This window comes from Photobacterium rosenbergii, assembly GCF_003026455.1.
GTDB lineage: Bacteria > Pseudomonadota > Gammaproteobacteria > Enterobacterales > Vibrionaceae > Photobacterium > Photobacterium rosenbergii.
This window is the reverse complement of record NZ_PYMB01000008.1, coordinates 102,800-129,113: the sequence shown is the minus strand read 5'-3', so window position 1 is coordinate 129,113 and position 26,314 is coordinate 102,800. Positions and strand designations below refer to the sequence as shown.

The following is a 26,314-nucleotide window of genomic DNA, read 5'->3' as shown; positions in this document are numbered from 1 at the left end:
AATTAGTAAGTTCCTAGATGCTGGATCCTAGTTCCTAGAAAAAGCTCATTCATTTGAAGCACGAAGTTTCAGATTCCCCTCAGTCAAAGAACCTCTCACTACTGCCACTAGGCTCTAGGAACTCGTAACCTGCTCCTTCATTTCTAGGCACTAGGAACTAGGAACCCGCCACCTGCTCCTCGAACATTCCCGCCACTAGCGGCTCTATTTCGTAGTGGCTGCGTAATGCTTCTGATAAGGTTTTGGCTCGAGCTGGCATGCCTCCTTTAAGGTATACCAACACTTGCTCGCGTACTTTGTTTGTAAAACCTACTCGGTCTGGCTCACAATTTCCGCTTAGGTTATCACAGCTCACTTGGAAGCGGAAACCACAGCTGGCAGCTAAGATCCACTCAACGGCTTGGGGCTTTATTTCAACCTTTTCAAACTCCGCCTGTACTTCTTCAGTTCGGCCATCAGGCTCATACCAGTAGCCATAATCTTCCAGCAACCTGCGCTGTGGGCCGGCGATACACCAATGGGCAATTTCATGCAGTGCCGAAGCAAAGTAGCCACGGGCAAAAATAACCCTATGGTGCGGATGCTGCTCGCCAGCGGGCAGATAGATTGGCTCGTCACCACCGAGGATCAGTTCGGTGTTGAAGGAGTCTAAGAAGGTTTGGTTGAAGATGTTGATGATGTCGGTATTTTGGTGAGGCATTTTGAAAATGCAGGTGCTAGATCCTAGAACCTAGTTCCTAGAATAGGAGCAGGTTCAAGTAACTAGATCCTAGTTCCTAGAATAATCGAAAATAATTGGGATTTTAGCAATCCTCTAGTCACAAATCGATGCATTTAACTCAAACCAGCTTTTTCCGCTCTTTCCTCTAGTGACAAAGTTCTAAGCTCAAGTGACCCACTCTGTTCTTTTGCTAGGAACAAGGATCAAGAAACTCGAACCTGCCTCTCGCTGTTTCTAGGAACTATGATCCAAGAACCCGAACCTGCTCCCCTCACTCTTTCTAGGAACTTGGATCCAGGAACCCGAACCTGCTCCCCTCACTCTTTCTAGGAACTAGGATCCAGGAACCCGAACCTGCTCTTCTCACTCTTTCTAGGAACTTGGATCCAGGAACCCGAACCTACCTTCCTCGCAGATCTATGTAATTAACCCGGCACGTCGTAAAAGATGTATGGAGGTAGCTCGAAATAAAGATGGTATGACTAAATATGAGGAAAGATATATGCTCAACTAAGCATTGCCTGAACATATTCATAAAAGGGAAATGATGCAATTTCAGAAACTTGAAGTATGGAAAAGGAGCTTTAACCTCACCAAGCAAATCACTTTAGACGTTCAGAATTGCAAAGATTTCAGCTTTAAAGATCAAATCAGCCGTTCTGCCTTATCTATCCCTTCAAACATTGCAGAAGGTGAAGAGCGTGAAACCAACGCTGAAGCTGCACGCTTTCTCTACATTGCAAAAGGCTCATGCGGCGAACTGTATACCCAAATTTTGCTCGGTAAAGAAATAGGCTATATCAACTCAGCTAAAGCTGATACCTACCTCAAAGAAGCCTTGAGCATTTCAAGAATGCTCGCAGGACTCATCAAATACCGAAAAGGTAACGTCCGATAACTAGCTTCTCGTTTTCGCTCTTCATCTCGGTATTAGGATCTAGGTTCTAGGAACTGCCCGACTCTTCTCGCTCTTCCTCCAGGAACTAGGATCTAGGCTCTAGGAACTGCCCTACTTTTCTCGCTCTTCCTCTAGGAACTAGGATCTAGGTTCCAGGATCTTACTTTAATATTCGTCAATTTCATCCATAAAATCATCCAGATACGCCTCATCTTCCTGCTCTAGCACCTCAATGTTGCCGCCGGTAGCGCGGAAGTTCTTGTTCTGGATGTAGGCATCCCGGGTGAAGATGTAGGAGTCAGGCGAATCTCTCAAGATCGCTTCTTGGTTGACCAAGGCAGCCCTGTCTTCCATGCCTTCGAATACCCATTTACCGAAGCTCTGCCAGAAGTTCAAAGCACTTAATGGCAAGTACAATCCATCGACAATATCACCGGCACCTTCGCGCAATGTCAGGGGACCGTAAACAGGGAACATGAAGTAAGGACCGTTGGCGACGCCGTATTTGCCCATGGTGTCGCCGAATTGTTTGTCGACGGGTTTGCGGATATCTGCAGCAGAGGCGATATCAATCAAGCCGAGCACACCGAAGGTGGAGTTGATCCAGAAGCGGTTGAAATGGCGTACGGCTTCTTCGCCGTTGAGCATCAGGGCGCTGTTAACCATGCTTGCCGGCTCATCGAGGTTGGCTAGGAAGTTTTTGATACCGGTGCGGATAAATGACGGGGTGTAGTCAACGTAGGCCAAAGAGACCGGTCGCGCCAAGTATGGGTCAAAGTAGTCGTAGTTCAAGTTCCACATTGCGCGGTTAAAGCCTTCGAAAGGATCGTACACGCCGGGTACACCATACTCGCCTTCCCCTTGCTCAACTTCTTCCAGTACTGCGGCGAGATCTTCATCATACTCTTCGTCGTAGTCACCGAACTCATCCATTGCTTCATCATCAGAAGTAACTGAATTGGAATCTAACTCTGCACTAGTAATATCAGCACTCAAGCCATCTTCAAGCTCTGGTGATGACGTTTGCTCGACATTAGTAATATCGCGTGTTTGCTCATCGTCTGGCGATTGGGCACACGCTGTGAGTGTCAATGAAATGGCGATAGCAAGTAGGTGTTTATTCAATGTTCTTTCCATGGCTTATGAGGCTGAAACCGCGCTAAATGGTAATATCAGCAACAGCAAACATCTAGCACTATTATGCTAATAATTAATTGATAGCTTAACTTGATACCAACTAGGCTGACAATTTGATCAGCTTAATTCGACGAATAGATGTTCTGATGATGATTTGCAAATCCTTTTCGACCAGAAAGCAAAAGGCCAGATACCTATAGTATCTGGCCTTTTTTATCTCTACCACCACAAGTGGAAGATTTTATTGATATTTTGTATTTATCACGACGTTTGTCGAGCCACCCAGTGAAATCACATCACTTTGACCGTACCAGTCGCCGTTGCGAGTCATTACGTTACCATCAGTGTCGATGCGCGCTTTGATGATCATATCCTGCAGTGACGTCATCGGACGTTCAGGGATCATACTGTCGTTATCATCCAACGTGATAGTAAACGGGAATGCCGATAGCGGTACGCGGCGCGCAGCCACTGGCATCGGGGCACCATCTGCTGAATGGACAGAAACAAACACCAAACCCTGCTCTGGCAGTTGCACACTTGAGTCTAGGTCAACGGTCACCGATACAGAGGTTGCTGTGTTCTTGCCACGATCAAGCTGCGACTGGGCGCGGGCAATACTGCGGTCCAGCATCTCTGCTCGTGGGTCATCTTTGCCGATGATCTGCTGCATCATGCTCCAGTAGTTAATCGCCTGCTGGAAATCACCACTTTCAAATGAGTCAAAAGCCAGCAAAGACAACGCACGAATGTTGGTGTGATCAACGCGTAGCACACTACGAAGTAGCACACGAGCTCTCTCACTTTGCGCCGGATCGCCAATCATCATCAAGGTTTGACCGAAGCTCAGCATCACCTCAGGATTCGTTGGGTCTAGGCGGTAAGCACGATTCATCGCATCTTGCGCTGTTTCCGCATCACGGTTAGCCATACCGATTCGGCCCAGCAGAAGCCAACCAGTGGCATCATTTGGATTACTGTGAAGGCGGGTACGAAGCGCAAGCGTCAGGTCTTCCATCTCTTGATCGCTTAACGGATTAGATTCATCCATCAAACGCTGAGACAACTCTGGTAGACGGGCAACGGTTTCGTTCCACGCTTGTACCTTGTCCAAGCTACCGACTTTCATGTACATACCGAAGCTGACACCCACTAGCAGGATCAAGCCAGGAATTAGCATGGCAGTGCTTACTTTGGTTTTGGCTTGCTCAGCATTGGCAGGCACATCGTCAAGTAGCGACTGTTGCAGTTCAACAACCAGCTCATCTTTGTTCTCAACCAAGCCTTCACTACTTTCTTCTTTTAGCTCGTCCATACGGTCTTTGAAGAAAGCTTTGTTCAGCTCATCACGGCTGGCGACTTCATCCTGCTCTTTACCTTTGTACATCGGTACGACAAAGATAGCCATCGCAACCAGTACCAAGAGGGCGGAGATTACCCAAAATATTGTCATTATTTCACCTTACCGTCTTGGTTAACCTGCTGTGCGGACTCATCTGCTTCTGTCCCCATCTCTGACCCCATCTCTGACATTAGGGCTTTCAAACGCGCTTGCTCATCAACTTCCAGTTCTGTATCGGTCACCTTCTGGTTGCCTTTGCGCGAACGCATGACAAGCACGGTAAAACCAGCCACGATGAAGAACAGTGGACCTAGCCACAAGATCAAGGTTGACGCCATAACTGGCGGGTTGTAGGTCACAAAGTTACCGTAACGGGCAATCATGTAATCAACAACGTCCTGCTTGCTCTTACCTTCCTGCAGCAGTTCGTAAGTCTTTTGACGCATGTCCAGTGCCAGTGCCGCATTGGAGTCAGCAATATTGTTGTTCTGACATTTCGGGCAGCGAAGTGTTGCCGTCAGCTCCTGGAAGTCTTTCTCCTGCTGAGCCGATTCGAAGTCATACACATCTGTGAATGCAGAGACCGGAGCCGGCGCTGTGAGCAACGCCGTTCCACCAAGCACCATTGCCAGTGCCAAAACGGGCCCAGTAAAAAGCTGAGCCACTCGACGAGAAATAATCATTTACCCCTGCGCCTCCTCAATCAAGGCTTCGTACATTGGTTTCAATGTATCATTCCAATTACGGTCGTTAACATCACCAACATGACGGTAGCGGATAATGCCGTTGGCATCGATAAGGAACGTTTCCGGTGCGCCGTATACGCCCAGATCCATACCCAACATACCATTGCCATCAAACAAGCTGTGTAGGTAAGGGTTACCCAGCTCGTTGAGCCAGCGAACCGCTTTCAGGCGCTCGTCCTTGTAATTAAGGCCGATGATCTTCACACCTTCACTGGCTAGCTGATTCAAGTAAGTATGCTCGGCGTAACAAGTTGGACACCATGTCGCCCAAACGTTAAGCAGCAACGGCTCGCCTTTGAAGATATCTTGCTCATACAACTTGCCCGCTTCTACCAAGTCTTCCAACTTGAACTCAGGGACAGGTTTGCCGACCAATACAGATTCCAACTTAGTCGGATCGTCACCGTCAGCGTTACGGCTTAACTGGATCATGAACATCACCACCAGCCCCAGAAATAGGACCAGAGGGATAAAAAGTAACTTCTTGTTCATTAGTTTGCCTTCGCCTCCTGCTTCACGACTTTTCCAGCCTTGGCATCAACCGGCTGTCCCTTTTCGGCTTTCTTACGGAAACGGTAGCGCTTATCACTGATAGCAAATGCACCACCCAGCGCCATCAAGGCAGCACCGAACCAAATCCAGTTAACAAATGGTTTGAAGTAGATACGTACCGCCCAAGCGCCGTCACCTAGCTTCTCACCCATTGCCACATAAAGGTCGCGGGTAACACCGCTGTCGATAGCCGCTTCGGTCATCATCGAGCCCGCAACGGTGTAAAAACGCTTCTCGGCATGCAGTGTTGTGACACGCTTACCATCACGAGTAATGTTGAAGTCAGCAATGTAGCCGTCGTAGTTAGGACCATCGGCGTCGCGAAGACCCGCGAAGTGGAAGTCATAACCTTGAACCTGCACAGTTTCACCTGGTGCCATACGGACATCACGCTCGATGTCGTAGTTCGATACCAGCGCAATACCAATGACGGATACCGCCAAGCCCATATGGCCCAGTACCATCGCCCAGTGGCTGCGACCTAGTTTGCCAAGGCCCGTCCACAAGCTATGACGGTGCGTCGCACGCTCGTAGAGTTCAAAACCGTGCATCACGATGATCCAAATCGCCATCGCCATACCCAGAACCGCCATTGGCTCAAGGATTTCGGTAAATAGCCATACTGATAGGAACGCAAACGGAACAGTGATAATGGCAGAGATAGTCATCTGCTTGCTGATACTAGACAACTTGTCGCGCTTCCAACGCACCAGTGGACCGATACCTAGAATGAAGGCAAACGGGATCATCAGCCAAGTAAACAGGGTGTTGAAGAAAGGCACACCGATTGAAACTGAACCCAAGCCGATTTGCTTGTGAACAAGCGGCAGCAATGTACCAATCAACACCACCAGCAGTGCGGCAACCAACAATAGGTTGTTAGCTAGCAACAGGTTCTCACGGGAGAACAGGCTGTAGTTACCACGGGAGCGGATTTGCGCGCCACGTAGAGCGTAAAGCAGCAGTGAACCACCGATAACCACCACAAGGAAGCCTAGGATGAACATGCCTCGCGCTGGGTCCGAAGCAAAGGCGTGTACCGAGACCAGTACGCCCGAACGAACCAAGAAGGTACCTAGCAAGCTTAGTGAGAATGCCGAAATCGCAAGCAATACCGTCCATGCTTTGAACGTGCCGCGTTTTTCAGTCACCGCCAGTGAGTGCATAAGAGCCGTACCGGCAAGCCATGGCATGAAGGATGCGTTTTCTACTGGATCCCAGAACCACCAGCCGCCCCAGCCAAGCTCGTAGTAAGCCCACCAAGAGCCAAGAGCGATACCCAGGGTCAGGAATGCCCATGCAGCGATAGTCCAAGGACGAGACCAACGCGCCCAAGCTGTATCCAAACGACCTGTCATCAGTGATGCGATCGCAAAAGCGAACGCAACCGAGAAACCAACATAACCCATGTAGAGCAATGGTGGGTGGATGATTAGACCCGGGTCTTGCAGCAATGGGTTCAAGTCACGGCCATCTACCGGGAAGAAAGGCAGTGTGCGCAGGAATGGGTTTGAGGTTGCGATGATAAACAGCAAGAAGCCAATCGCAATCATACCCATCACAGAGAGAACACGCGCCAATGATTCCAGTGGCATGCCACGACTAAATACTGCAACCGCAACGGCCCAACCAGCCTGGATCAGTACCCATAGCAACAGCGAGCCTTCATGGCCACCCCATACGGCTGACAGGCGGTAGTACCACGGCAGCATAGAGTTCGAGTTGCTGGCGACGTAAACAACCGTAAAATCATTGACGTAAAAGGACCAGCTAAGAATGATAAACGACACCAAGATCATGCCGAAAATACCATAGGTTAGCGGACGGGCCATACGCATTAGCGCCTGGTTGCCGACGGATGCACCGTACAGCGGATAAATGCTGACGAGGATGGATAATCCCAGTGCAACTATCAGGCTGAAGTTGCCTATTTCTGCAATCATTATTGAGCACTACCCTGCAATTGTTCATCGGTGTACTGAAGCGGCGCGTGTGTTTTCTGCATCGCTTCTGCCACTTCCGGTGGCATGTACTCTTCATCGTGCTTAGCTAACACTTCATGAGCTTGGATAGTATTGGCATCAACCAATACACCCTGAGCGACAATGCCCTGCCCTTCACGGAACAAATCAGGCAGGATACCGTCATATTTGATAGTCACTGACGGGCCGATATCAGCCACGTCGAAAGTGACCTGCAAAGACTGGGGATCACGTTCAACCGAACCTTCAACCACCATGCCGCCAATACGCAGACGCTGACCGACTTCTGGTTTGGTACCATCTTTCTTACCCTGTACCAATTCAGTTGGGGTGTAGAAAAGGTCCATATTCTGGTTCAGTGCATACAGCAGCAACCCGATGGTTGCACCGAGGCCAACTACTAACGCCAATACCAACGTCAGGCGCTTTTTACGTCTCGGGTTCATAATGTGTTCTCCAGTTTTTCCGCTTCTTTAATACGCTTCTCACGCGCAATTTTATTCTTGATCTCGGCCGCTAGGCGGCGTTTAGTATTCAGGCTTGAAATCATCAACCACAGCAAGGCGCCAAAGGAGATCCCGTAGGCACTCCATACATAAGGGGCATACCCGCCCATCGCTAAGAAGTCACTAAAAGAGTCAAAATGCATAATGGCCTCACTTCATCAGGGCACGCACCCAAGGGCGGTGGCTTTCACGAGCAATAATTTCGTTACGCAGACGCACCATGGTCAACGCACCAAAGAAACAGGCAAAACCAATAATGTTGAGCAACAGTGGCCACAGCATGGTGGTGGCAATGGATGGTTTAGCAAATTTCGTAATCGTGGCCCCTTGGTGCAGGGTATTCCACCACTCTACCGAGAAGTGAATAATAGGAAGGTTAATCACACCAACAATCGCCAGAATGCCGGCCGCTTTACCTGCCGTCTTCTGATCATCGAAGGCATTGTAGAGTGCGATCACACCCAGGTAGAGGAAAAGCAGGATCAGTTCAGAGGTCAAACGGGCATCCCATACCCACCATGCGCCCCACATCGGCTTGCCCCAGATTGCGCCGGTCAGCAAAGCGATAACCGTAAAGACGGCTCCGATTGGCGCCATGGCAAGGGCTGCCATGTCCGACAAACGGATCTGCCACACCAAGCCGATAAAGGCAGCGATCGCCATCGACATATAGGCGCCCATCGACCAAATGGCCGCAGGAACGTGCAGGTAGATGATTCGGAAACTGTCACCTTGCTGATAATCGGTCGGGGCGAACATCAACCCCCATACCGTACCTATCAGGATGGATAACAAAGCGATGATTGAAAACCAAGGCAACAAGGTACCGCACAAACGGTAGCAGTTCTCAGCTTTCGCGTAGGGATGTAACCACTTCCACATATTTCTGCTCTACTCATTTAATAAGAATAATACGTTGTTAATCAGCACTTGGCTCAAATACCAATCCAGGTCCGCCTAAGGTGCTACTTAACGTTTTTGACGATTCCATTGACCAGACAAATAAACATCATCCAGTTATAAGCACATGGTCTAAAAGGGCTTTCTATCTCCCCATCATCCAGAATGCCACGTCAACCTAAATACTCCTAAAGAGGTAATGGGCTGACTATCGTCCGCTTCCTTGTTCTTGCTCAAAATTGTCTCATGAGATCCAATCTCATGAGACAGCACAAATCTAAGTTAATTGTAATCAGTTATTGCACACTTATGCGTAGTGAAGCTGCGACAGCAAACGGAGAAAGTGTCGCAGACGCCACCAGCATTGCGCCCATCAACGCCATTTGGCCGTTGTAAGGCATACCCAAACTGGCCGCATCGATGGCGGAGGTCGCGAATATAAGCACAGGAATATACAACGGCAATATGAGCAGGCTCAATAAAACGCCACCTTTTCGCAACCCCACGGTCAGGGCAACCCCAATTGCCCCTAGGAAACTTAACGTTGGTGTCCCGATAAGTAGGGTCAGCACCACGGCCTTCCACGTTTCCCACTCCAGCGATAAGAGAATTGCCAATAGCGGGCTAATCAAAAGCAGCGGTAGACCGGTCAATACCCAATGCGCCAGCATTTTAGCAAAGGCCAGAATCGGCAAGGGGGTTGGCATCAGCAACATTTGCTCCAGCGAACCATCGACAAAGTCATCACGGAACAAACGCTCCATGGAGAGCAACGCCGCTAGCAAGGCAGCTACCCAAACAATGCCCGGCGCGATACGTGCCAACAAGTTCGGTTCAGGTCCAACACCGAGTGGGAAAAGGGTGATGACAATAATGAAAAACCACAACGGATTGAAGACTTCGGCCTGGCGGCGGAAGGCGATAAGAAGCTCTCGGCGGATCACATGAAAAATCGCATTCATCTTCTTTTACTGCCCCAACTTGATTTTTCGTAGCTGATCACTGTCTGTGAACATATCCTGGTGAGTGGTCAATACCACAATTCCCCCTCGCTTGGCATGGGCAAGGAACAGACCTTCCAACACCTTGACCCCTTGCTTATCAATCGCTGTCAGGGGTTCATCCAAAATCCACAGCTTGTGGTTACTCAGCCACAGTCTGGCTAGCGCAACCCGGCGTTGCTGACCGGCAGAAAGTTGACCGGCTGGTACATCTTCGCGTCCCGCCAAGCCTACCTGGGCCAATGCCTGCCATAAACTGTCTTCACCTGAGACCTGAGGCTCACCGTTTAAATCTGACTCTTCGTTACACAGATGCATCGATTGAAAGTAAGCCAAGTTTTCATAGGCTGTCAGCTCCCGCTTGACCCCGGTCTGGTGGCCGAGGAACAAGAGCTCTTGGTGATAGTCTTCCCTTGCTGATTCGATATCTTCATCGAGCCAGCAAACTCGGCCATCATCAGCACGGCCAAGCCCTGCCAGAATACGTAACAAGGTGGTTTTACCGGCACCATTGTGGCCTTCGATCTGAACCAGTTCACCCGACGAAACCGTGAAATGCAGGTTTTCAAACAATACCCTTTCGTCTCGGGTACAACTTAACTCTTCAACAGACAACATAAAAATGATGCATCCTAGGTGTCACAATTTGACTCGCATAGTACCACAGCGGCCTACCCTGTTGTTAGAGACCAGAGGCTGTAATTGTGACTTCCATACTGCGCCTAAACCAAGCACCCAAATTGCAAAATCTACCCGTAGCCAAAATTGACAAGTAGACAATAAAAAAGTGCCACAAGAAGTTTTAAAAATAGCAAAAGGTGTAACGGACCGCACACTTTCATCGCAACATGCTATTTTTTAAGACAAATGCATTTGTTGTTAGATGTGAATAGAATGAAAAGAGTGGTTACAAGTTAAACCCAAAGCGGAATGTAGAATCTGGATCCTAGAACCTAGTTCCTAGAAAAAGACAAGCAAAGCAAGAGAGTAGGTTCTGGGTCTTGGGAAGAGCAGAGGCTAGAACCTGGATCCTAGGTCCTGGAAAGAACGCGAAGAGCAAGAGTAAATAGGAAACCAATAAAAACCTTTAAAGCACAGTGCTTAAGTGACTAATCACTGTGCAGTGGATTACTTCTGATTTTTAATGGATAGCTTTCATCGCCTTTTGGCTTGGATTTCAACGATCCCCCGCTTGGTGATACCCGCGATATCAGTCTTTTGATTACCGACACTCTTATATTTGAACGTCACCCGCCTTAAGTTTCTGGACTGATGGCGAGGGACATTAATGGCTCGACTGGTTTTTCCCTTGAGAAGGATACCTAAATCGTTTGTGACCTGTTTGCTTCCGTCTCGAAAGTGCAAGGTAATGGAGTCCATATTGATAATCCCTTGCTTGGACTTGAGGCGGATCTGGTGAATGTCCCGGTTGAACCAGTTAATGTTGACTCGATCCGTATCCTCTTTATAGGTAACCCGCCTTTCAGCCAAATGCTCCCACCCCTTTGCAAACGCGGGTTGGGAAAAAGTGAGTGCGATGACAAAAAAGGTTAACAAGACTCTCATTAGCGACACCTTAATATACATGTAATTTTATGATTTTATTGGTTATTTATTATCAGAAAATCACTGTATAACCTCCTTGTCCCTGCTCTGTCAGCGGTGAGTCAGGCCACTGTCCGGGGTTTGACAAGGTTTGCCATTACATAAAGGTGTCTGGGTAATGAAAACTAGGCACATAAAAAAAGGTACCCATAATATGGATACCTTCCTATCTTTCATCAATTTAACGGTCTATTGCCTTTAACCACTCACCTCGCTATCAGCGTCTCGAATGGTGCATTTGCTGGAGGCGAAGCAGCAGCTCAGCTTCGGCTTTAGGTAGGTCGCATTCGCGCATCAACTCGTTGACGTCAGCACCTAGCTCAACCATTTTGCTTGCACGGCTATATAAGCGGCTATCGGGATCTTGCATGGCCAATTCGCCTTGGCGATCAGATAGCTCTTCTAAATGGCGAGCCATATCTGCCAATTTCTGGCTCATTCCCATGGTGCCCGCTCGCAGTTCGTTAAACTGTTTAACCAAACTTTCCTGCTGCTGGCGGGCATTTTTCAATACCAGCTCTGTCGCTGCAAATTTGGTTTCAAGGGCCTCGCGGGCAATACGCTCACGTCTTACCATTAGCCATGCGACCACAATCGCAAGCAGCGACAAGGCCAGTGGTAACCATTGCAACAACATATCAAGCATTATAGGTACGCCATCTCGTCCCATTCGTCATCTGATAGTAGCTTATTCAGATCAACCAAGATCAACAGTTGGCCATCACGGTTGCTCACACCCTGAATAAACTTGGCACTCTCTTCAGTACCAACACTTGGTGTGCTGTCGATTTCTGAGCTGCGCAAGTAAACTACTTCGGCAACACTGTCTACCAGAATACCGATAACCTGCTTTTCAGCTTCAATGATCACGATACGGGTGTTGTCTGAGATCTCGCCCGGCATCAAGCCAAAGCGTGAGCGGGTATCGATAACAGTCACGACGTTACCACGTAGGTTGATAATACCCAGTACGTAGTCAGGCGCGCCCGGTACAGGTGCGATTTCGGAATAGCGCAATACTTCACGTACCTGCATTACGTTAATACCGTAGGTTTCATCTTCCAACTGGAAGGTTACCCACTGCAGGACTTGATCATTACTGTCTTCTTTTTGTATTTCAGCGACACTCACCTGTGACATGCTGTTTCCTCTTTGATCTATTTTGCTGCATTCAGTTAGCTACCGGATGATACCGTAGCCGTTCATGATTGCCTAAGTTTGGTATTAACATCTAATCCTGCTTTGAGCATGGAGATTAGCTCACTAACATGAATTAGCGCACACATTTTTTCTTTTACCATGCCCGCCAGCCAAGGGCGCTTACCTGCTTTCTCACGCCAACGGACACTGTGCTCGGATAAGGTTTCGGTCCCCAGCAGAGTATTGCATGCCAAGCCCCATGAACTTTCGCCCAGTACCACCACATACTTATATTGCTCACGGTATTCTTCTCCGTCGAGCTTATCCGGCATCACCCAACACGCCGTATCGACCACATCCAATTGGTGCTCGCGGCTGCTCATCAAGCCGAGATACCATGGCGGGCGGCCTAGCAGACGGTTAACGTCGCCTAGCTGATGGATCCCCCCAAGCTCAGTCAGCGGTACCGCAAAAGTCACCCCGTTGACCTCAAAGAACAACGCTTGAAACTCATCGCCTTGGTGGATTTGCTGCGACCAGTTATTAGGCGGTAAAACTTCTGATGTTTTGGTCTCAAGCTCATTTTCTGCTGCCAGATCCTGATCTTGCTCATGTTCTGGCTCTGGCGCTTCGGGAGCAACTTTCAGGAGTTCAGCGTGATCATCGTTACTGTCATCTTTAGGTTGATCGAGATCTTGCCGCCCTCCGGTAGCACTGGCCTGTTCATGGGCCATTACCTGCTGCCAGTCATCTTCTAACTCTGAATCGATCGTCGAGGACTGTGCTTGGGATATCGCAGTCTGATCTTGCGGGCTAACCTTGTTAACCTGATTCAGCAACCGCTGGACTCTATCCAGCATGGGTGATGGCATGCTGCTCACCGAGAGCTGTGCGTCTTCATCCATACTGCCAAAATCAAATGGTTTGGCGGCTGGCATCGCCTTTTCTGCTAGTTGCACGGTTGCTAAAGGCTGTTGCTCTTCATCCAGCCCAGCATCTTGAGGTAGGTGGCAACCTGGCCTGGGGCCCTCCTCTGAAGAAACGTCTCCATTGGGTACCTCAGGACTCGCTTCTGCCTCTGGTTCAGCACCAGTATCAACACTTTCTGCCGTTTCTGAACCCGCGTCAGCCTCGAGCTCAGGTTCGAGCTCTGGCTCTAGCAGTAAATCAACAAAGTAGTCTTCCAGCGCCTGAGTGCTGGACAAACGGGTATTATCGCTCATCCTGTTGTAGGCGCCCCAAGTAATTCAATAAGGTTTTATACGCAAACACCCCACGGCTACTGCGAGAGTAGAGTGAAGGTGGCATATGTTTAATGCTGGCATCACGGAATTTGGTATCTATGGGCACGGCAGATGCCCAAACCTGATCCGGGAAGCGTAATTTCAATTCCTGCAGCGTCTGCAGCGATGCCCTCGTCCGCTTGTCGTACATGGTCGGGACTATTGTCACTTTAAATGGTGACCGACGGGATTTTTGCATGATTTGCAACGTGCGCATCATGCGCTCGAGGCCCTTCATCGCCAGAAACTCGGTCTGCACCGGGATAAGAATACGGTCACTGGCGGCAAGTGCATTGACCATCATCACCCCGAGGATCGGCGGGCAGTCAATCAGGACATAATCATAATCGTCAGCCAGACACTGGAGAGCTTTTTTAAGAATAAGTCCCATTCCCCCTCGGTTCCCCATTACCCTATCCAGCGTTGCAAGGGACATATGGGCCGGGATAATGTCGATATTTTTGAACTGGGTGCGCAAAATCACCGGTTTGACAGTATCACGGTTAATCTCGGTTAACTGGAACAAATCAAACAAACTGGCAGAGACACCATCTGCATCAAAATTGAGGTAAGTCGTTAGCGATGCATGGGGATCGGTATCCACCAGCAACACTCGCTTATTGCGCTCACTGAGCAATCCAGCGAGGGATACTGTGGTTGTGGTTTTCCCGACGCCACCCTTCTGGTTAGCAATACTCCAGACTATCAAGGCAAACTCCCTATGCAAGCCCTAGTTCGACAGAGATACGCTCGGCAATCCGCTCCAATGGCAGATCTTCCGATGAAATCCCCGCCTTGGCCACAGCCTGAGGCATCCCGTAGACCACACAGCTATCTTCATCCTGCGCCCAAATGGTTGCGCCGCTGTTTTTCAGCATTCGCGCCCCTTCGCGGCCATCGGCTCCCATCCCTGTCAGTACCATAGACAGCACCTTGTCATGATAGACCTTAGCCGCAGAGCCGAAAGTCACATCCACACAAGGTTTATAGTTCATACGATCGCCGCCATCGATAATGCGCAGGCGCACCGCTCCCGGACGGCCATCCAGCATCATCTGCATACCGCCGGGCGCAAGATAGGCCATACCCGGTTTCAGGACATCACCGTCCTGGGCTTCTTTGACACTAATCTTGCACAAATTGTCCAAGCGGGCAGCGAATGCCGCGGTAAAGGTCGCAGGCATATGCTGAATTAACACAATCGGCAACGGGAAATTTGCAGGCAGTGCCGTTAATATCTTTTGCAGCGCGACTGGCCCACCGGTCGACGTACCAATAGCCATCAGTTGGTATTTCTTACCCGACGACTTAAACCGAGCAGCAGGTTTTACCGCACTCGGCCTTGCAACAGGTTGTCGTAATGCCGAGACAGAATTCGCTGACTTCATGCTGGATGACGAAGATAGGCTTTGGCTTCCCAGCGGACTACGGGTAGCCGACAATGGGCGTGCAGTTTCTAGTGAGTTATCTCGCGATGGATCACGCAGCGGCGTTGCAGTGCGTGCCGGACGGCGCATGAATACCCGTTTGCGGGCAAGTTCCGTCACACGCTTTTGTAGTAGGCTGACAGCTTCATCACGGTTACGCGCAATGTCTTCGAATTTCTTTGGTAGGAAGTCCAATGCACCTGCATCAAGGGCATCCAGTGTGGCTTTCGCCCCTTCATGGGTCAGTGAAGAGAACATCAAGATTGGCGTAGGATTCGCCTTCATTATTTCACGGACAGCAGTGATCCCGTCCATGACCGGCATTTCAATATCCATGGTGATAACATCAGGATGCAAACGGGAAGCTAAATCGACCGCTTCCTTACCATTGACCGCATTGCCAACCACTTCCAATCTTGGGTCAGCATTGAGAATTTCGCTTACGCGCCGGCGGAAAAAGCTTGAATCATCCACCACCAATACTTTTACTGCCATGTTAATTTACCTAATTGATGACAAACTTTACGCCTTCGGACAGGCTTTCTATGAGTTATTTTTTGTTGTTCTGTCTGAGAGACATTTTTACCAAGGTCCTTTTCCCCATAGCGCTTTCTCTAGCAAGGAGAAAGGCTTCCCCGGGAAAGGGAAGCCATTTAGGTCTTGGCTAGTTTTAATTAGCGGCCCGCATAATGCTTGAGTAGGTTCGGGACATCGAGGATCAACGCAATGTGACCATCACTGGTGATTGTCGCGCCTGCCATACCCGGCGTACCCTGCAGCAGTTCGTCGAGTGGCTTAATCACCACTTCTTCCTGGCCTATCAGGGTATCGACCACAAAGCCAATTCGCTGGTGACCAATCTGAACGATGACCACGTGGCCATGGTCACGCTCACGATGTGGAACACCCACGCCCGATAGCCAGTCCTGCAAGTAGAACAACGGAATCGCTTTATCACGCACGATAATGGTCAGCTGGCCATCAACCGTATTGGTCTTGCGCAGGTCAAGGTGGAAGATCTCATTCACACTGGCCAACGGCAGGGCAAATGGCTGTTCTGCTACGCCCACCATCAAGGTCGGCAAAATGGCGAGTGTCAATGGAACCTTGATATCAATACGGGTGCCTTTGCCCAGCGCCGAATCAATCGAAATAGAACCGTTGAGCTGGCTAATACCGGTTTTGACAACGTCCATCCCGACACCTCGGCCAGAGATATCCGAGATTTCTTTTTTGGTCGAGAAACCAGGTGCGAAGATAAGGTTGTAGCACTCGCTATCTGTCAGGCGGGATGCGGCATCCGCATCCATAACACCACGCTCAACCGCAATGCCACGTAACTTGTCCGGATCCATACCGCCGCCATCATCCTCGATGGTCAACAGGATATGGTCACCTTCTTGTGAAGCCGATAGCAACACTGTTCCTACACGAGGCTTGCCTGCTTTCTCACGAGCATCCGGCATTTCAATGCCGTGGTCGACAGAATTTCGCACCAAGTGGATCAGCGGATCGGCCAGGGCTTCAACCAGGTTCTTGTCGAGATCGGTTTCTTCTCCGCGCATCTCCAGCACAATCTCTTTATTGAGGTTGCGCGCCAAATCGCGGACGACGCGAGGGAAACGGCCAAACACTTTCTTGATTGGCTGCATACGGGTTTTCATTACCGCACCCTGCAAGTCTGCTGTAACAACATCCAAGTTAGCGACGGCTTTGGACATCTCTTCATCATTGGTATTGAGGCCAAGGCTCACCAAGCGGTTTCTGACCAGTACCAACTCGCCAACCATGTTCATGATGGTATCTAGCGTTGAAGTATCGACACGTACGGTGGCTTCTGCGGCCTTGCTCTTTTCCTTCGCGGCCGGTTTTGCCTTTCTTTCTACCGCTGGCTGAGGGGCAGAAACGGGCGCTGGAGCAGGCGCTGGTTCTTGATGAACTTGCACCGGCACTTCGGCAGGCACAGGCTGGGACTCTTGCATCATATCGGCCACAGACTTAGTAGCGATGTCCAGCTCATCATCAGATGGTCCTTTACCTACCCCATGAAGTTCATCGAGCAAGCGCTCAAATTCGTCATCCGTCATCAGATCATCATTGCTGCTATCAGCAGTTGAAGACGGAGTCACCGGCGTATTCACAACCGGTTCTTGCACCTGTGAGTCCGCGGCGACTGGGGAGCTATAATCACTGTTACCCGGCCCCTTGCCTGCGCCATGCAATTCATCAAGCAGGCGCTCAAACTCATCATCGGTAATATCACCGCTCTCAGATTGAATTTGATTGACGATATTAGAATCGGCAACAGGGGAAAGGGAAGCGGGAGTTACCTCTTGTTCAGAAACAACAGAAGGTCCACGCCCTTTACCGTGCAGCTCATCAAGCAGACGATCAAATTCGTCTTGGGTGATATCGTCAACAGAGTCACCAGCAATCGCTGAGCTAGTCGAAGATTCCGCTTGCGGCTCATTATTTGGAACAGGCTCATGATTGACTGGTGGCACCGAATCAACGCTTGGCGCTGCCATCGCCGACTCTATCGCAACATCAACAACCGTTTGGGGATCGCTCAGGGTTGGCTTGCTAGGCTGCGCCAACTCTTGCTCTGTTGGTGGCTGACTGAATCGGTGCAACGCTTCCAGCAATGTTGGCTCAGCCGGCTCAACCGGTTCACGGTCTTGCACTTGGCCAAACATAACATTGATGGTATCCAGCGCTTCTAGGATCACATCCATCAATTCAGGTGTGACCGTACGTTTACCGGTTCTCAGCAAATCAAAGATATTCTCGGCGCCGTGACACGCGTCTACCAGCTCGGTCAGGGAAAGAAAACCAGCCCCGCCTTTTACGGTATGGAAGCCACGAAAAATCGCGTTGAGTAGATCCGAGTCTTCCGGACTGCGTTCCAGCTCAACTAACTGCTCAGAAAGCAGCTCGAGGATCTCTCCTGCTTCAATCAAAAAGTCCTGTAGGATATCTTCGTCTAAATCAAAGCTCATATTGTTCCCTTAAAATCCTAGGCTCGACAGCAGGTCGTCGACATCATCCTGACTGGACATCACATCCTCACGCGTGTCGCTGTTGACGATCGGCCCTTCTGGAGAGAGGATCCGCTCTTCACGCAGCGCTTCGGTTCGGTCTTCTTGTTCCATGCCAAACGCTTTGAGAATTTCCACCAGCTGATCTTCAACCTCATGTACCAGCTCAATCACCCGACGGATGATTTGCCCGGTCAAATCCTGGAAGTCCTGGGCCATGAGAATTTCAGTTAACTGGGTGCGCAGCACATTGCTATCACTCTCGACCTGAGTGAGTAGCCCGTTGATATCGTGACAGAGCAACTTGAATTCATTCAGTGCAATCTGTCCTCCCATCAAACGCTGCCATCTAGGATAAACCTGCTGTAAGGTATCCCCGAGTTGCTCTGCCAGAGGCTGGATACTATCGACAGCATCCATGGTTTTATTGGCGGCGGACTCAGTCTTATCTATCACATAGGACAACCGGTCGCGAGCATCAGGAATTTCCGTTTTTGCTAAATCGGTAATACGGGGATCAAGGCGAAAGTTAGCCAGCGAATCATGAAGTTGACGGGTAAGTTTGCCTACTTCTTCATAGACGGGATCACGACTATCTGACACCAATCGGGTAAATAGTGTATTTGCTCCATCCTGCTCGCCGGATTCAAGCAGACTGACAAGCTGTTTTGCCTGTTCGAGTGTAATCATTGTTATTATTGTCCTTTGATGCCCGAAAGTGTCTTACTGCATACGCTCGAAGATTTTATCTAGCTTCTCTTTAAGCGTTGCTGCAGTAAATGGCTTCACAATGTAGCCATTAACACCGGCCTGGGCGGCTTCGATGATCTGCTCGCGCTTGGCTTCCGCAGTGATCATCAGCACTGGCAGGTGCTTAAGTTCGGCATCAGCACGGATATGCTTAAGCAGGTCAATACCCTGCATGCCCGGCATGTTCCAGTCTGTTACCACAAAATCAAAACCGCCCTTCTTAAGCATTGGTAGTGCAGTCAATCCATCATCCGCCTCCTGGGTGTTGTTGAAGCCCAGGTCACGCAGCAAATTCTTTACGATTCGGCGCATTGTTGAAAAGTCATCAACAATGAGGATTTTCATGTTTTTATTCAAAGTTGCCCCCACTGAATTATCAGTGTTTTATAGTGTGATTATTACGAAGTCCACGCAGTCAACTTGGACCGTAAGCGTTGCATCGCCTGACTGTGAATCTGGCAAACTCGGGATTCACTCACCCCGATAACCGCCCCTATCTCTTTGAGGTTAAGCTCCTCGTCGTAGTACAGGGACAAAACTAATGCTTCTCTTTCCGGCAGCGTTTTTATCGCTTCGGCCAAGGATTGGCGAAAATTATCATCTACAACCCCCTGAAAGGGAAGATTTTCTTCAACCGACTCTTCATTGGCAACAGCATCTTCCGAGACACCGAGGTCATCCATACCCACTAAACGACCACAATTAACATCATTTAAGGCCTGGTGGTACTGTTCGAGCGTCATTTCGAGATGTGCCGCAATTTCCTGATCGTTCGGATCGCGGCCAAGTGTGCTTTCAAGGACAGAAATGGCCTCTGAAATACGTCGGTTGTTTTTATAAACAGAACGGGGAACCCAATCTCCTCGGCGGATGTCATCCAGCATGGCACCACGGATACGGATACCGGCGAAGGTCTCGAAGCTCGCCCCTTTGGTTGGGTCGTAGTTCTGCTGTGCCTCAAGCAAGCCAATCATGCCTGCCTGGATCAGATCTTCTAACATCACGCTCGGCGGTAAGCGGCCCATAAGATGATGGGCAATACGCTTTACCAGTGATGAGTACCGTTCAATAAATGCCTGTGGGCTTTGCTGGTAGCGCCCATAGGTTAATGCTTTATTCACCGACCGGCACCTCCCGCGGACGACGGTTGTTCACCAACAACCTTTCAACGAAGAACTCCAAGTGACCACCTGGACTCTGCGGAACCGGCCACATTGCCGCTTTGTTGGCCAGCGCCCCCAAAGCCAGTGCAGCCGGGCTGCGCGGGAAAGCTTCAACCACCAGTTTCTGGCGCTTCACCGACTGGCGAACGCGATCGTCAAGTGGGATACAAGCCACCAATTCTAAATTGGCATCCAAGAAGCGCTCTGTGACCCGGGTCAGTTTAATAAACAGATCCCGGCCTTCACGGTAGCTGCGCACCATGTTGGCAACAATCTTAAAGCGCTGAACATCGTATTCGCGGCTAAGGATTTTAATTAGTGCATAAGCGTCGGTGATCGAAGTCGGCTCATCACACACCACTACCACCACATCCTGAGCGGCACGGGAGAAGCTCAGCACCATGTCCGAGATCCCTGCGGCGGTATCAACCAACAGGACATCAATATCTTCTTCAAGGGTACTGAAAGCCCTGATCAACCCCATGTGCTGGGCCGTTGTCAGCTCAGCCATGTTCTGGGTACCCGACGCGGCCGGTACAATCTTCACACCATACGGGCCTTCGACAATAATGTCCTTGAGCTCGCACATCCCCGACAGGACATGTGACAAGTTACGCCCAGCACGCAGGCCAAGCATCACGTCAACATTCGCCAAGCCGAGGTCGGCGTCCAGTACCATCACCCGCTTACCTTGGCGGGCCATCGAAATCGCCATGTTAAGGGTGACGTTGGTTTTACCTACGCCCCCCTTACCGCCTGTTACGGTAATCACTTTGGTGGAAGTTAGCTGTGTCATACGGCGTAAACCGCTAGCTTGATCGTACATGGCGTTCTCAGTCATAAAAGTCTGCCCCCTGGCTCTCAGAGCTTTCGCTACTCCAGAAGTGGGTTTGCTGGCTTAACTCTTGTTCAAGTAATTCATTTGCCCGGGCAACCAGATAGTTACCCGTGGCGACCTTAATGTCTTCCGGTACCCGCTGGCCATCGGCAAGGTAGGCAATCGGCAGTGCGTGCTGTATCGACACACTGATCACCTCGCCCAAGCTCAATGACTCATCCAGCTTGGTCAGGACACAGCCCGAAAGCGGAATACGACGGAAGTGCTCGATGGTTTCATGCAATACCCGGCGCTGCGCGGTCGATGGCAGTACCAAGAAACTGCGGATTTGCGAGCCGCTGTTTTGCATCAGGGTATCGAGTTGCTCCGATAGCCTGATATCACGCTGCCCCATACCTGCGGTATCCAGCAGCACCAAACGACGATGGCGCAACTGGTGTAATATATCGGCCAATTCCTCGGCATCTTTAGCCACTCTTACCGGACAGCCCATAATTCGACCATAGGTCGCTAACTGCTCATGAGCACCAATACGGAAAGTATCAGTGGTGACCATGGCAATTTGATCCGGACCAAACTCCATTGCCGCCCGTGCCGCTAGCTTAGCAATCGTCGTGGTTTTCCCCACCCCGGTCGGCCCGAGTAGCGCAACAACGCCACCGGTTTCCAATATGCTGTCTTTGGTCGTGATGATTTGATCAGAAAGGAGATCCAGCAAGGCCGGCCAAGCTTCATTTGCCGGTACGTCTTCTGGGATATAACACGCGAGCTGATCTGATAGCTCTTGCGATAGGCCCATTTTCTCCAACCGCTTGATCATCATGGCCCGCATCGGCTCACGACGCTCCATTTCCTGCCACATCAGGCCGGAAACTTGGTGCTCAAGCAAACGGCGGATGGATGCCATTTCATTACGCATGGCATCAATTTCATCAACACTGTGGCTACGCGCTTTAGGATCATAACGACTAGGGTCCAAGCGGTTTTTAGGTTGCTGGGACGAGCCAAACCGTGACTCCGAACGGTGTGGGTCGTTACGGACATCTGCTGAACGGGAAGTATGTGGAGGCTCGGCCTGAGGAACCGACGGACGACGATAGTCACCAATATCAAGTTGGTGCCTGCCTTGTTGGCGGCCATTTTGCTGGCGTGCCGCTGAGTCATTGAAATAAGATTCAGGCTGACGACGGTGCGACTCTTGTGAGCGACCGCCCCCCATATGGTTGCGTTCACCGTAGCCACGGTTGGTGGACTGCTGTGGCTCTTCATGACGACCATAGCGCGGTTCATCACCATAGTGTTTCGATTGGCGCTGCAGCAATGCTGATAGCGAATCGGCTTCACTCCCCCCACCCTGTTCGTTATCACCAGAATGGCCCGTGAAGTTATTCAACACTTTGGCAAATCGGCTTGAGGAGGATTGGAGCTGGACTTTATCATCCGCCAGTTGGCGCTTGGCACTATCAAACTGGCCCGCTAGCTCTTCGCGAGTTTTGCTCGCGGCAGGAGACAGTTGTGCACGAGGTTCCTCACTGTCGAGCGCAGCGACAATTTCCACCCCACCGGTGACCTTTTTATTTGACATGATAACCGCATCAGCACCCAGTTCTTCCTTAACTTGGGTCAGCGCAGCTCGCATGTCCTTGGCAAAAAAACGTTTAATTTTCAATGTGACCTTCCCGTTTTATCAGGCCGTGAGCTGATGACAGCCTGCCTTGGGGCCATCTCCATCATCGTCATCGCCATTATGAATTCCCTACTGCATTTACAATACGGATCTGTTTCTCATCAGGCACTTCCTGATAAGACAACACACGTAATGAAGGAATGGTGTTCTTAACAAATTTCGCGAGCGTCAGTCTCAACACACCCGACGTCAACAAGACAGCGGGCTCGCCCTTAAGCTCTTGCTGCTGGGTGGCTTCTACCAATGAACGCTGCAGGCGCTCAGCCAATCCAGGTTCAATCCCGGTCGACTCGCCGCCGGAAGACTGCATAGTTTGATGCAAGATTTGCTCCAACTCTGGCACCAATGTAATGACTGGTAATTCAGGCTCTATACCATTGATTTCCTGACAAATCAGTCGTTTCAAGCTCACCCGTACTGCGGCGGTGAGAATGTCAGGATCTTGACTCTTGGTCGAATACTCGGCCAATGTCTGAACAATGGTGCGGATATCTCGGATCGGAATGGCTTCGTTAAGCAGGTTCTGCAGCACTTTCACAATAACACCCAGTGTCAGCTGATCCGGTACTAAGCCCTCAACCAAGCGAGGGGCCGATTTGCCCAGCAAGTCGAGCAGGTTCTGGACTTCCTCGTAGCCGATAAGCTGAGCCGCCCGGTTGGTCAGGATCTGGCTCAAGTGGGTCGCCAATACCGTGGAAGAATCCACCACGGTATAGCCGAGTGCTTGGGCATGTTCCCGCTGGGATTCGTTGATCCAAACTGCTTCAAGGCCGAAAGCCGGATCGACAGTACGCTCGCCGTCGACATTACCAAAGACCTGCCCGGGGTTAATCGCTAACTCCCGGTTCGGGTGAATATTGGCCTCACCACAAGCTACCCCCATCAAACTAATGCGGTAGGTATTCGGCGGTAGTTCAAGGTTATCGCGAATATGAACGGCAGGGATCAGGAAACCAAAGTCCTGTGACAATTTCTTCCGCACGCCCTTAACCCGCTCAAGCAGCTCACCACCTTGGTCTTTGTCGACCATAGGGATCAAACGGTAACCGACTTCCAAACCGATAACATCGATAGGCTTGACGTCATCCCACGACAATTCTTTAGGCAGTTGTGGAGCCACGACGTCTGTCGAAGCCTCCTGCTCTTGAACCAAGGCTGCCTCGCGCTGTGCCTTGATACGCCAATAGGCCACACCACCTATAAGCAGGGCCAACAACAAAAACGGGATATGCGGCATTCCCGGCACAATACCCATCACAAATAAAATACCGCCAGTGATGATCAACGCCTGCGGGTTGTTGAACATCTGATATATCATCTGTTGGCCCATATCTTCGTCAGTATTTTGACGCGTCACCATCATGGCGGCACCGATGGACAACAACAATGAAGGGATTTGGGCAACTAGACCATCACCGATGGTTAGTAGACTGTAGATTTCGATAGCTTCGCCAAAGCCGAGGCCATGCTGGCCCATGCCGATCACCAAGCCACCGATGATGTTGATGCAGAGAATAAGGATACCGGCGATGGCGTCGCCTTTTACAAACTTGGATGCACCATCCATCGAACCATAGAAGTCGGCTTCCTTGGTCACTTCAAAACGGCGGGTACGGGCCTGCTCTTGATCAATCAATCCGGCATTCAAATCCGCATCGATCGCCATCTGCTTACCCGGCAAAGCATCTAGGGTAAAGCGAGCACTAACCTCGGAGATCCGCCCAGCACCTTTGGTGACAACCATGAAGTTGATAATCATCAAGATCAGGAACACCACCAGACCAACCGCGTAGTTACCGCCTATCACTACCGAACCGAACGCGTCAATCACCTGGCCAGCGGCATCCGGCCCTTCATGACCATAAAGTAATACCACCCGGGTCGAGGCGACATTCAGCGCTAATCGCAGCAAGGTCGCAATCAGCAATACTGTCGGGAAAGCCGCAAAGTCCAGTGGACGGCGGGTATAAACCGTAACAAGCAGCACCACAAGCGCAAGGGCAATGTTAAACGAGAAAGCCATGTCCAACAGCAGCGGTGGCATCGGCAAGATCACCATCGCCAAGGTCGCCAATACCATAATAGGCGCACCTATGGCAGGCATCGACTGCAAACGGGCAGGATTGAACTTATCGGCGAAAGGTAAAGAAAGCTTCATGCAATGTCTGTAATGGTTCCATTCCCGCTAAACCAAAACACCTTCAATAAATCGCGGGCCGTTTCAGGCAACACTGTATTGAGAGGGATCTGCGAGGGGTATTATTAGAATTTCGGCATTATTTTGCCAATATTGTACCGTTATCACCGCCAAACAAAAAGTGACCGACAGCAATGAGTAATCATATTTAAAGCAAATATCATGCCTTATTTAAATGTCATTTTCTTGACGTGTTTTGTAAAACTTTGAGGTGGGTCATTCTATCCCAGCCTGATTAATCGGCTGGATAGAATGTCAGTTGATTAGTAGCGGAACTCATTGGGAATGTCGGAGGCTTCCTTCGACAGAGTCGGACGACGGCCGCGCCCGTTCTGGAATTGCTTAAGCTGGTAAATGTAGGCCAGTACCTGTGCGACAGCAGCAAACAAACCGTCCGGGATCTGCTGCTCTAGCTCCGTGGTATGGTAAAGGGCCCTTGCCAAAGGTGGCGCTGGCACAATTTCTATCTCGTGCTCATTGGCTATTTCACGTATTTTCAAGGCTAAGAAATCCGTGCCCTTGGCAACAACCACCGGGGCTGAGTCGATTTTTGAATCGTAGCGCAAGGCCACAGAGAAGTGCTCCGGGTTAGTGATCACCACATCGGCCTGCGGCACATCTGCCATCATCCGCCGTTGTGCCATTTCACGCTGAAGCATCCGGATTCGCCCCTTCACTTCTGGCTTACCTTCCGAGTCCTTGAATTCATCTTTCACTTCTTGCTTGGTCATCTTGAGCTGCTCGTTATGCTGCCAGATCTGGAAAGGAATATCGATAGCAACCACCACCAGTAAAGAGCAGCTGATCAGCAAGATAAAATTCAGCAGGATATCAAGCGCATGGACGATATTCTGCGGATATTGCTCACGACTAAGCTGGTAAAAGTCGGTCAGGCTTGCCTTGAGCAAGAAAAACGCCACGCCGATAACTAGCAGCACTTTGAGAATAGATTTGATCAGTTCCACCAAGCTTTGCTTGCCCATCATCCGCTTGAAACCATTGAGCGGGTTCATCTTGGACAGCTTTGGGGCTGCCGCCTGAGATGAAAAGCGGATCCCGCCAAGGCCTGTCGCCCCGATAAACGCAGCGACATAGACAAACAACAAAAAGGTAAACAATGGGAACAGCACGTTACCGACCGCTGACATAATCAGCGCAAAGAGCTTCGAGAGATCAAAGACTTCTTCACGGGTCAGGCTAAACAGCCGGGTCATCACCTCACCCAAGCCACGGCCTATCGCTTCACCAAACCACATGAAACCGACTGCACCGGCAACGAGTACAGCAATAGATGCCAGCTCCCTCGACCGGGGAACCTGTCCTTTTTCGCGGGCCTGATCCCGCCTTCGGGGCGTGGCCTCTTCGGTTCTTTCTTGTCCGTCAGACTCTGCCATAGATAAT

26 protein-coding genes are annotated in these 26,314 nt (G+C 50.3%); 1 reads left to right on the top strand and 25 read right to left on the bottom strand.

The genetic code is table 11. The features are described 5' to 3' along the window. Positions 1 to 157: 157 nt before the first annotated feature. Entirely contained in the window at positions 158 to 700 is a 543-nt protein-coding gene (locus C9J01_RS17155) for an elongation factor P hydroxylase (RefSeq protein ID WP_107299352.1), read from the bottom strand. 568 nt (positions 701 to 1,268) lie between these two features. Here C9J01_RS17155 and C9J01_RS17150 point away from each other — a divergent pair. Continuing rightward, positions 1,269 to 1,619: a four helix bundle protein gene (locus tag C9J01_RS17150; RefSeq protein ID WP_107299351.1), complete on the top strand. Its 351-nt coding sequence runs from the start codon at positions 1,269 to 1,271 to the stop codon at positions 1,617 to 1,619. Positions 1,620 to 1,784: 165 nt separating this feature from the next. Here C9J01_RS17150 and C9J01_RS17145 read toward each other — a convergent pair whose 3' ends face one another. The 24 genes from C9J01_RS17145 to flhB all read right to left on the bottom strand — a co-directional run bounded on the left by C9J01_RS17145 (position 1,785) and on the right by flhB (position 26,307). Further along, positions 1,785 to 2,552 carry an MlaA family lipoprotein gene (locus C9J01_RS17145; protein WP_107299401.1) on the bottom strand — a complete coding sequence of 256 codons (768 nt, stop codon included), beginning with the start codon at positions 2,550 to 2,552 and terminating at the stop codon, positions 1,785 to 1,787. Between the two features lie 445 nt (positions 2,553 to 2,997). Beyond that, positions 2,998 to 4,209 (bottom strand): c-type cytochrome biogenesis protein CcmI, encoded by a 1,212-nt coding sequence (gene ccmI / locus C9J01_RS17140; protein ID WP_107299350.1) that lies wholly within the window; start codon positions 4,207 to 4,209, stop codon positions 2,998 to 3,000. After that, positions 4,209 to 4,724, bottom strand: coding sequence for a cytochrome c-type biogenesis protein (locus tag C9J01_RS17135; protein ID WP_107299400.1), 516 nt, complete (start codon positions 4,722 to 4,724; stop codon positions 4,209 to 4,211). Before C9J01_RS17135 ends, ccmI begins: the two co-directional genes overlap by 1 nt. Before the next feature lie 57 nt (positions 4,725 to 4,781). Next, positions 4,782 to 5,336 (bottom strand): DsbE family thiol:disulfide interchange protein, encoded by a 555-nt coding sequence (locus C9J01_RS17130; protein WP_107299349.1) that lies wholly within the window; start codon positions 5,334 to 5,336, stop codon positions 4,782 to 4,784. Beyond that, on the bottom strand, positions 5,336 to 7,339 hold the full coding sequence (locus C9J01_RS17125; protein WP_107299348.1) for a heme lyase CcmF/NrfE family subunit: 2,004 nt from the start codon (positions 7,337 to 7,339) through the stop codon (positions 5,336 to 5,338). The genes C9J01_RS17130 and C9J01_RS17125 overlap by 1 nt, the downstream gene beginning before the upstream one ends. After that, on the bottom strand, positions 7,339 to 7,824 hold the full coding sequence (gene ccmE / locus C9J01_RS17120) for a cytochrome c maturation protein CcmE (RefSeq protein ID WP_107299347.1): 486 nt from the start codon (positions 7,822 to 7,824) through the stop codon (positions 7,339 to 7,341). Before ccmE ends, C9J01_RS17125 begins: the two co-directional genes overlap by 1 nt. Further along, on the bottom strand, positions 7,821 to 8,027 hold the full coding sequence (ccmD, locus tag C9J01_RS17115) for a heme exporter protein CcmD (RefSeq protein ID WP_107299346.1): 207 nt from the start codon (positions 8,025 to 8,027) through the stop codon (positions 7,821 to 7,823). Before ccmD ends, ccmE begins: the two co-directional genes overlap by 4 nt. A gap of 7 nt (positions 8,028 to 8,034) precedes the next feature. Next, a complete protein-coding gene (locus C9J01_RS17110; protein WP_107299345.1) occupies positions 8,035 to 8,766 on the bottom strand; it encodes a heme ABC transporter permease in 732 nt (243 codons plus the stop codon). Positions 8,767 to 9,080: 314 nt separating this feature from the next. Beyond that, positions 9,081 to 9,746: a heme exporter protein CcmB gene (gene ccmB / locus C9J01_RS17105; RefSeq protein ID WP_107299344.1), complete on the bottom strand. Its 666-nt coding sequence runs from the start codon at positions 9,744 to 9,746 to the stop codon at positions 9,081 to 9,083. Between the two features lie 6 nt (positions 9,747 to 9,752). Beyond that, entirely contained in the window at positions 9,753 to 10,403 is a 651-nt protein-coding gene (gene ccmA, locus C9J01_RS17100) for a cytochrome c biogenesis heme-transporting ATPase CcmA (protein WP_107299343.1), read from the bottom strand. A gap of 537 nt (positions 10,404 to 10,940) precedes the next feature. Beyond that, on the bottom strand, positions 10,941 to 11,351 hold the full coding sequence (locus tag C9J01_RS17095; RefSeq protein ID WP_107299342.1) for a hypothetical protein: 411 nt from the start codon (positions 11,349 to 11,351) through the stop codon (positions 10,941 to 10,943). 256 nt (positions 11,352 to 11,607) lie between these two features. Then, positions 11,608 to 12,036, bottom strand: a complete 429-nt coding sequence (locus C9J01_RS17090) for a DUF2802 domain-containing protein (RefSeq protein ID WP_107299341.1) — start codon at positions 12,034 to 12,036, stop codon at positions 11,608 to 11,610. Continuing rightward, the gene (locus tag C9J01_RS17085) at positions 12,036 to 12,530 is read right to left on the bottom strand and encodes a chemotaxis protein CheW (RefSeq protein ID WP_107299340.1); all 495 of its coding nucleotides are present in this window, start codon (positions 12,528 to 12,530) and stop codon (positions 12,036 to 12,038) included. The genes C9J01_RS17090 and C9J01_RS17085 overlap by 1 nt, the downstream gene beginning before the upstream one ends. Positions 12,531 to 12,592: 62 nt before the next feature. After that, positions 12,593 to 13,753, bottom strand: coding sequence for a chemotaxis protein CheW (locus tag C9J01_RS17080; protein WP_107299339.1), 1,161 nt, complete (start codon positions 13,751 to 13,753; stop codon positions 12,593 to 12,595). Continuing rightward, positions 13,743 to 14,522, bottom strand: a complete 780-nt coding sequence (locus C9J01_RS17075) for a ParA family protein (RefSeq protein ID WP_107299338.1) — start codon at positions 14,520 to 14,522, stop codon at positions 13,743 to 13,745. The genes C9J01_RS17080 and C9J01_RS17075 overlap by 11 nt, the downstream gene beginning before the upstream one ends. 10 nt (positions 14,523 to 14,532) lie before the next feature. Next, positions 14,533 to 15,735, bottom strand: a complete 1,203-nt coding sequence (locus C9J01_RS17070) for a protein-glutamate methylesterase/protein-glutamine glutaminase (RefSeq protein WP_107299337.1) — start codon at positions 15,733 to 15,735, stop codon at positions 14,533 to 14,535. A gap of 179 nt (positions 15,736 to 15,914) precedes the next feature. Continuing rightward, complete coding sequence (locus C9J01_RS17065; protein ID WP_107299336.1) at positions 15,915 to 18,239, bottom strand: chemotaxis protein CheA; 2,325 nt, start codon at positions 18,237 to 18,239, stop codon at positions 15,915 to 15,917. Between the two features lie 9 nt (positions 18,240 to 18,248). After that, positions 18,249 to 18,968, bottom strand: a complete 720-nt coding sequence (locus tag C9J01_RS17060; protein ID WP_107299335.1) for a protein phosphatase CheZ — start codon at positions 18,966 to 18,968, stop codon at positions 18,249 to 18,251. Between the two features lie 33 nt (positions 18,969 to 19,001). Further along, positions 19,002 to 19,373, bottom strand: a complete 372-nt coding sequence (gene cheY, locus C9J01_RS17055) for a chemotaxis response regulator CheY (protein ID WP_039467413.1) — start codon at positions 19,371 to 19,373, stop codon at positions 19,002 to 19,004. Between the two features lie 53 nt (positions 19,374 to 19,426). Then, entirely contained in the window at positions 19,427 to 20,149 is a 723-nt protein-coding gene (locus C9J01_RS17050; RefSeq protein ID WP_107299334.1) for an RNA polymerase sigma factor FliA, read from the bottom strand. Next, a complete protein-coding gene (locus C9J01_RS17045; protein WP_107299333.1) occupies positions 20,142 to 21,032 on the bottom strand; it encodes a MinD/ParA family protein in 891 nt (296 codons plus the stop codon). Before C9J01_RS17045 ends, C9J01_RS17050 begins: the two co-directional genes overlap by 8 nt. Continuing rightward, positions 21,025 to 22,698 carry a flagellar biosynthesis GTPase FlhF gene (flhF, locus tag C9J01_RS17040; protein WP_107299332.1) on the bottom strand — a complete coding sequence of 558 codons (1,674 nt, stop codon included), beginning with the start codon at positions 22,696 to 22,698 and terminating at the stop codon, positions 21,025 to 21,027. The genes C9J01_RS17045 and flhF overlap by 8 nt, the downstream gene beginning before the upstream one ends. A 76-nt stretch (positions 22,699 to 22,774) precedes the next feature. Then, a complete protein-coding gene (gene flhA, locus C9J01_RS17035; RefSeq protein ID WP_107299331.1) occupies positions 22,775 to 24,874 on the bottom strand; it encodes a flagellar biosynthesis protein FlhA in 2,100 nt (699 codons plus the stop codon). 302 nt (positions 24,875 to 25,176) lie between these two features. After that, the gene (gene flhB / locus C9J01_RS17030; protein ID WP_107299330.1) at positions 25,177 to 26,307 is read right to left on the bottom strand and encodes a flagellar biosynthesis protein FlhB; all 1,131 of its coding nucleotides are present in this window, start codon (positions 26,305 to 26,307) and stop codon (positions 25,177 to 25,179) included. Positions 26,308 to 26,314: the final 7 nt, after the last annotated feature.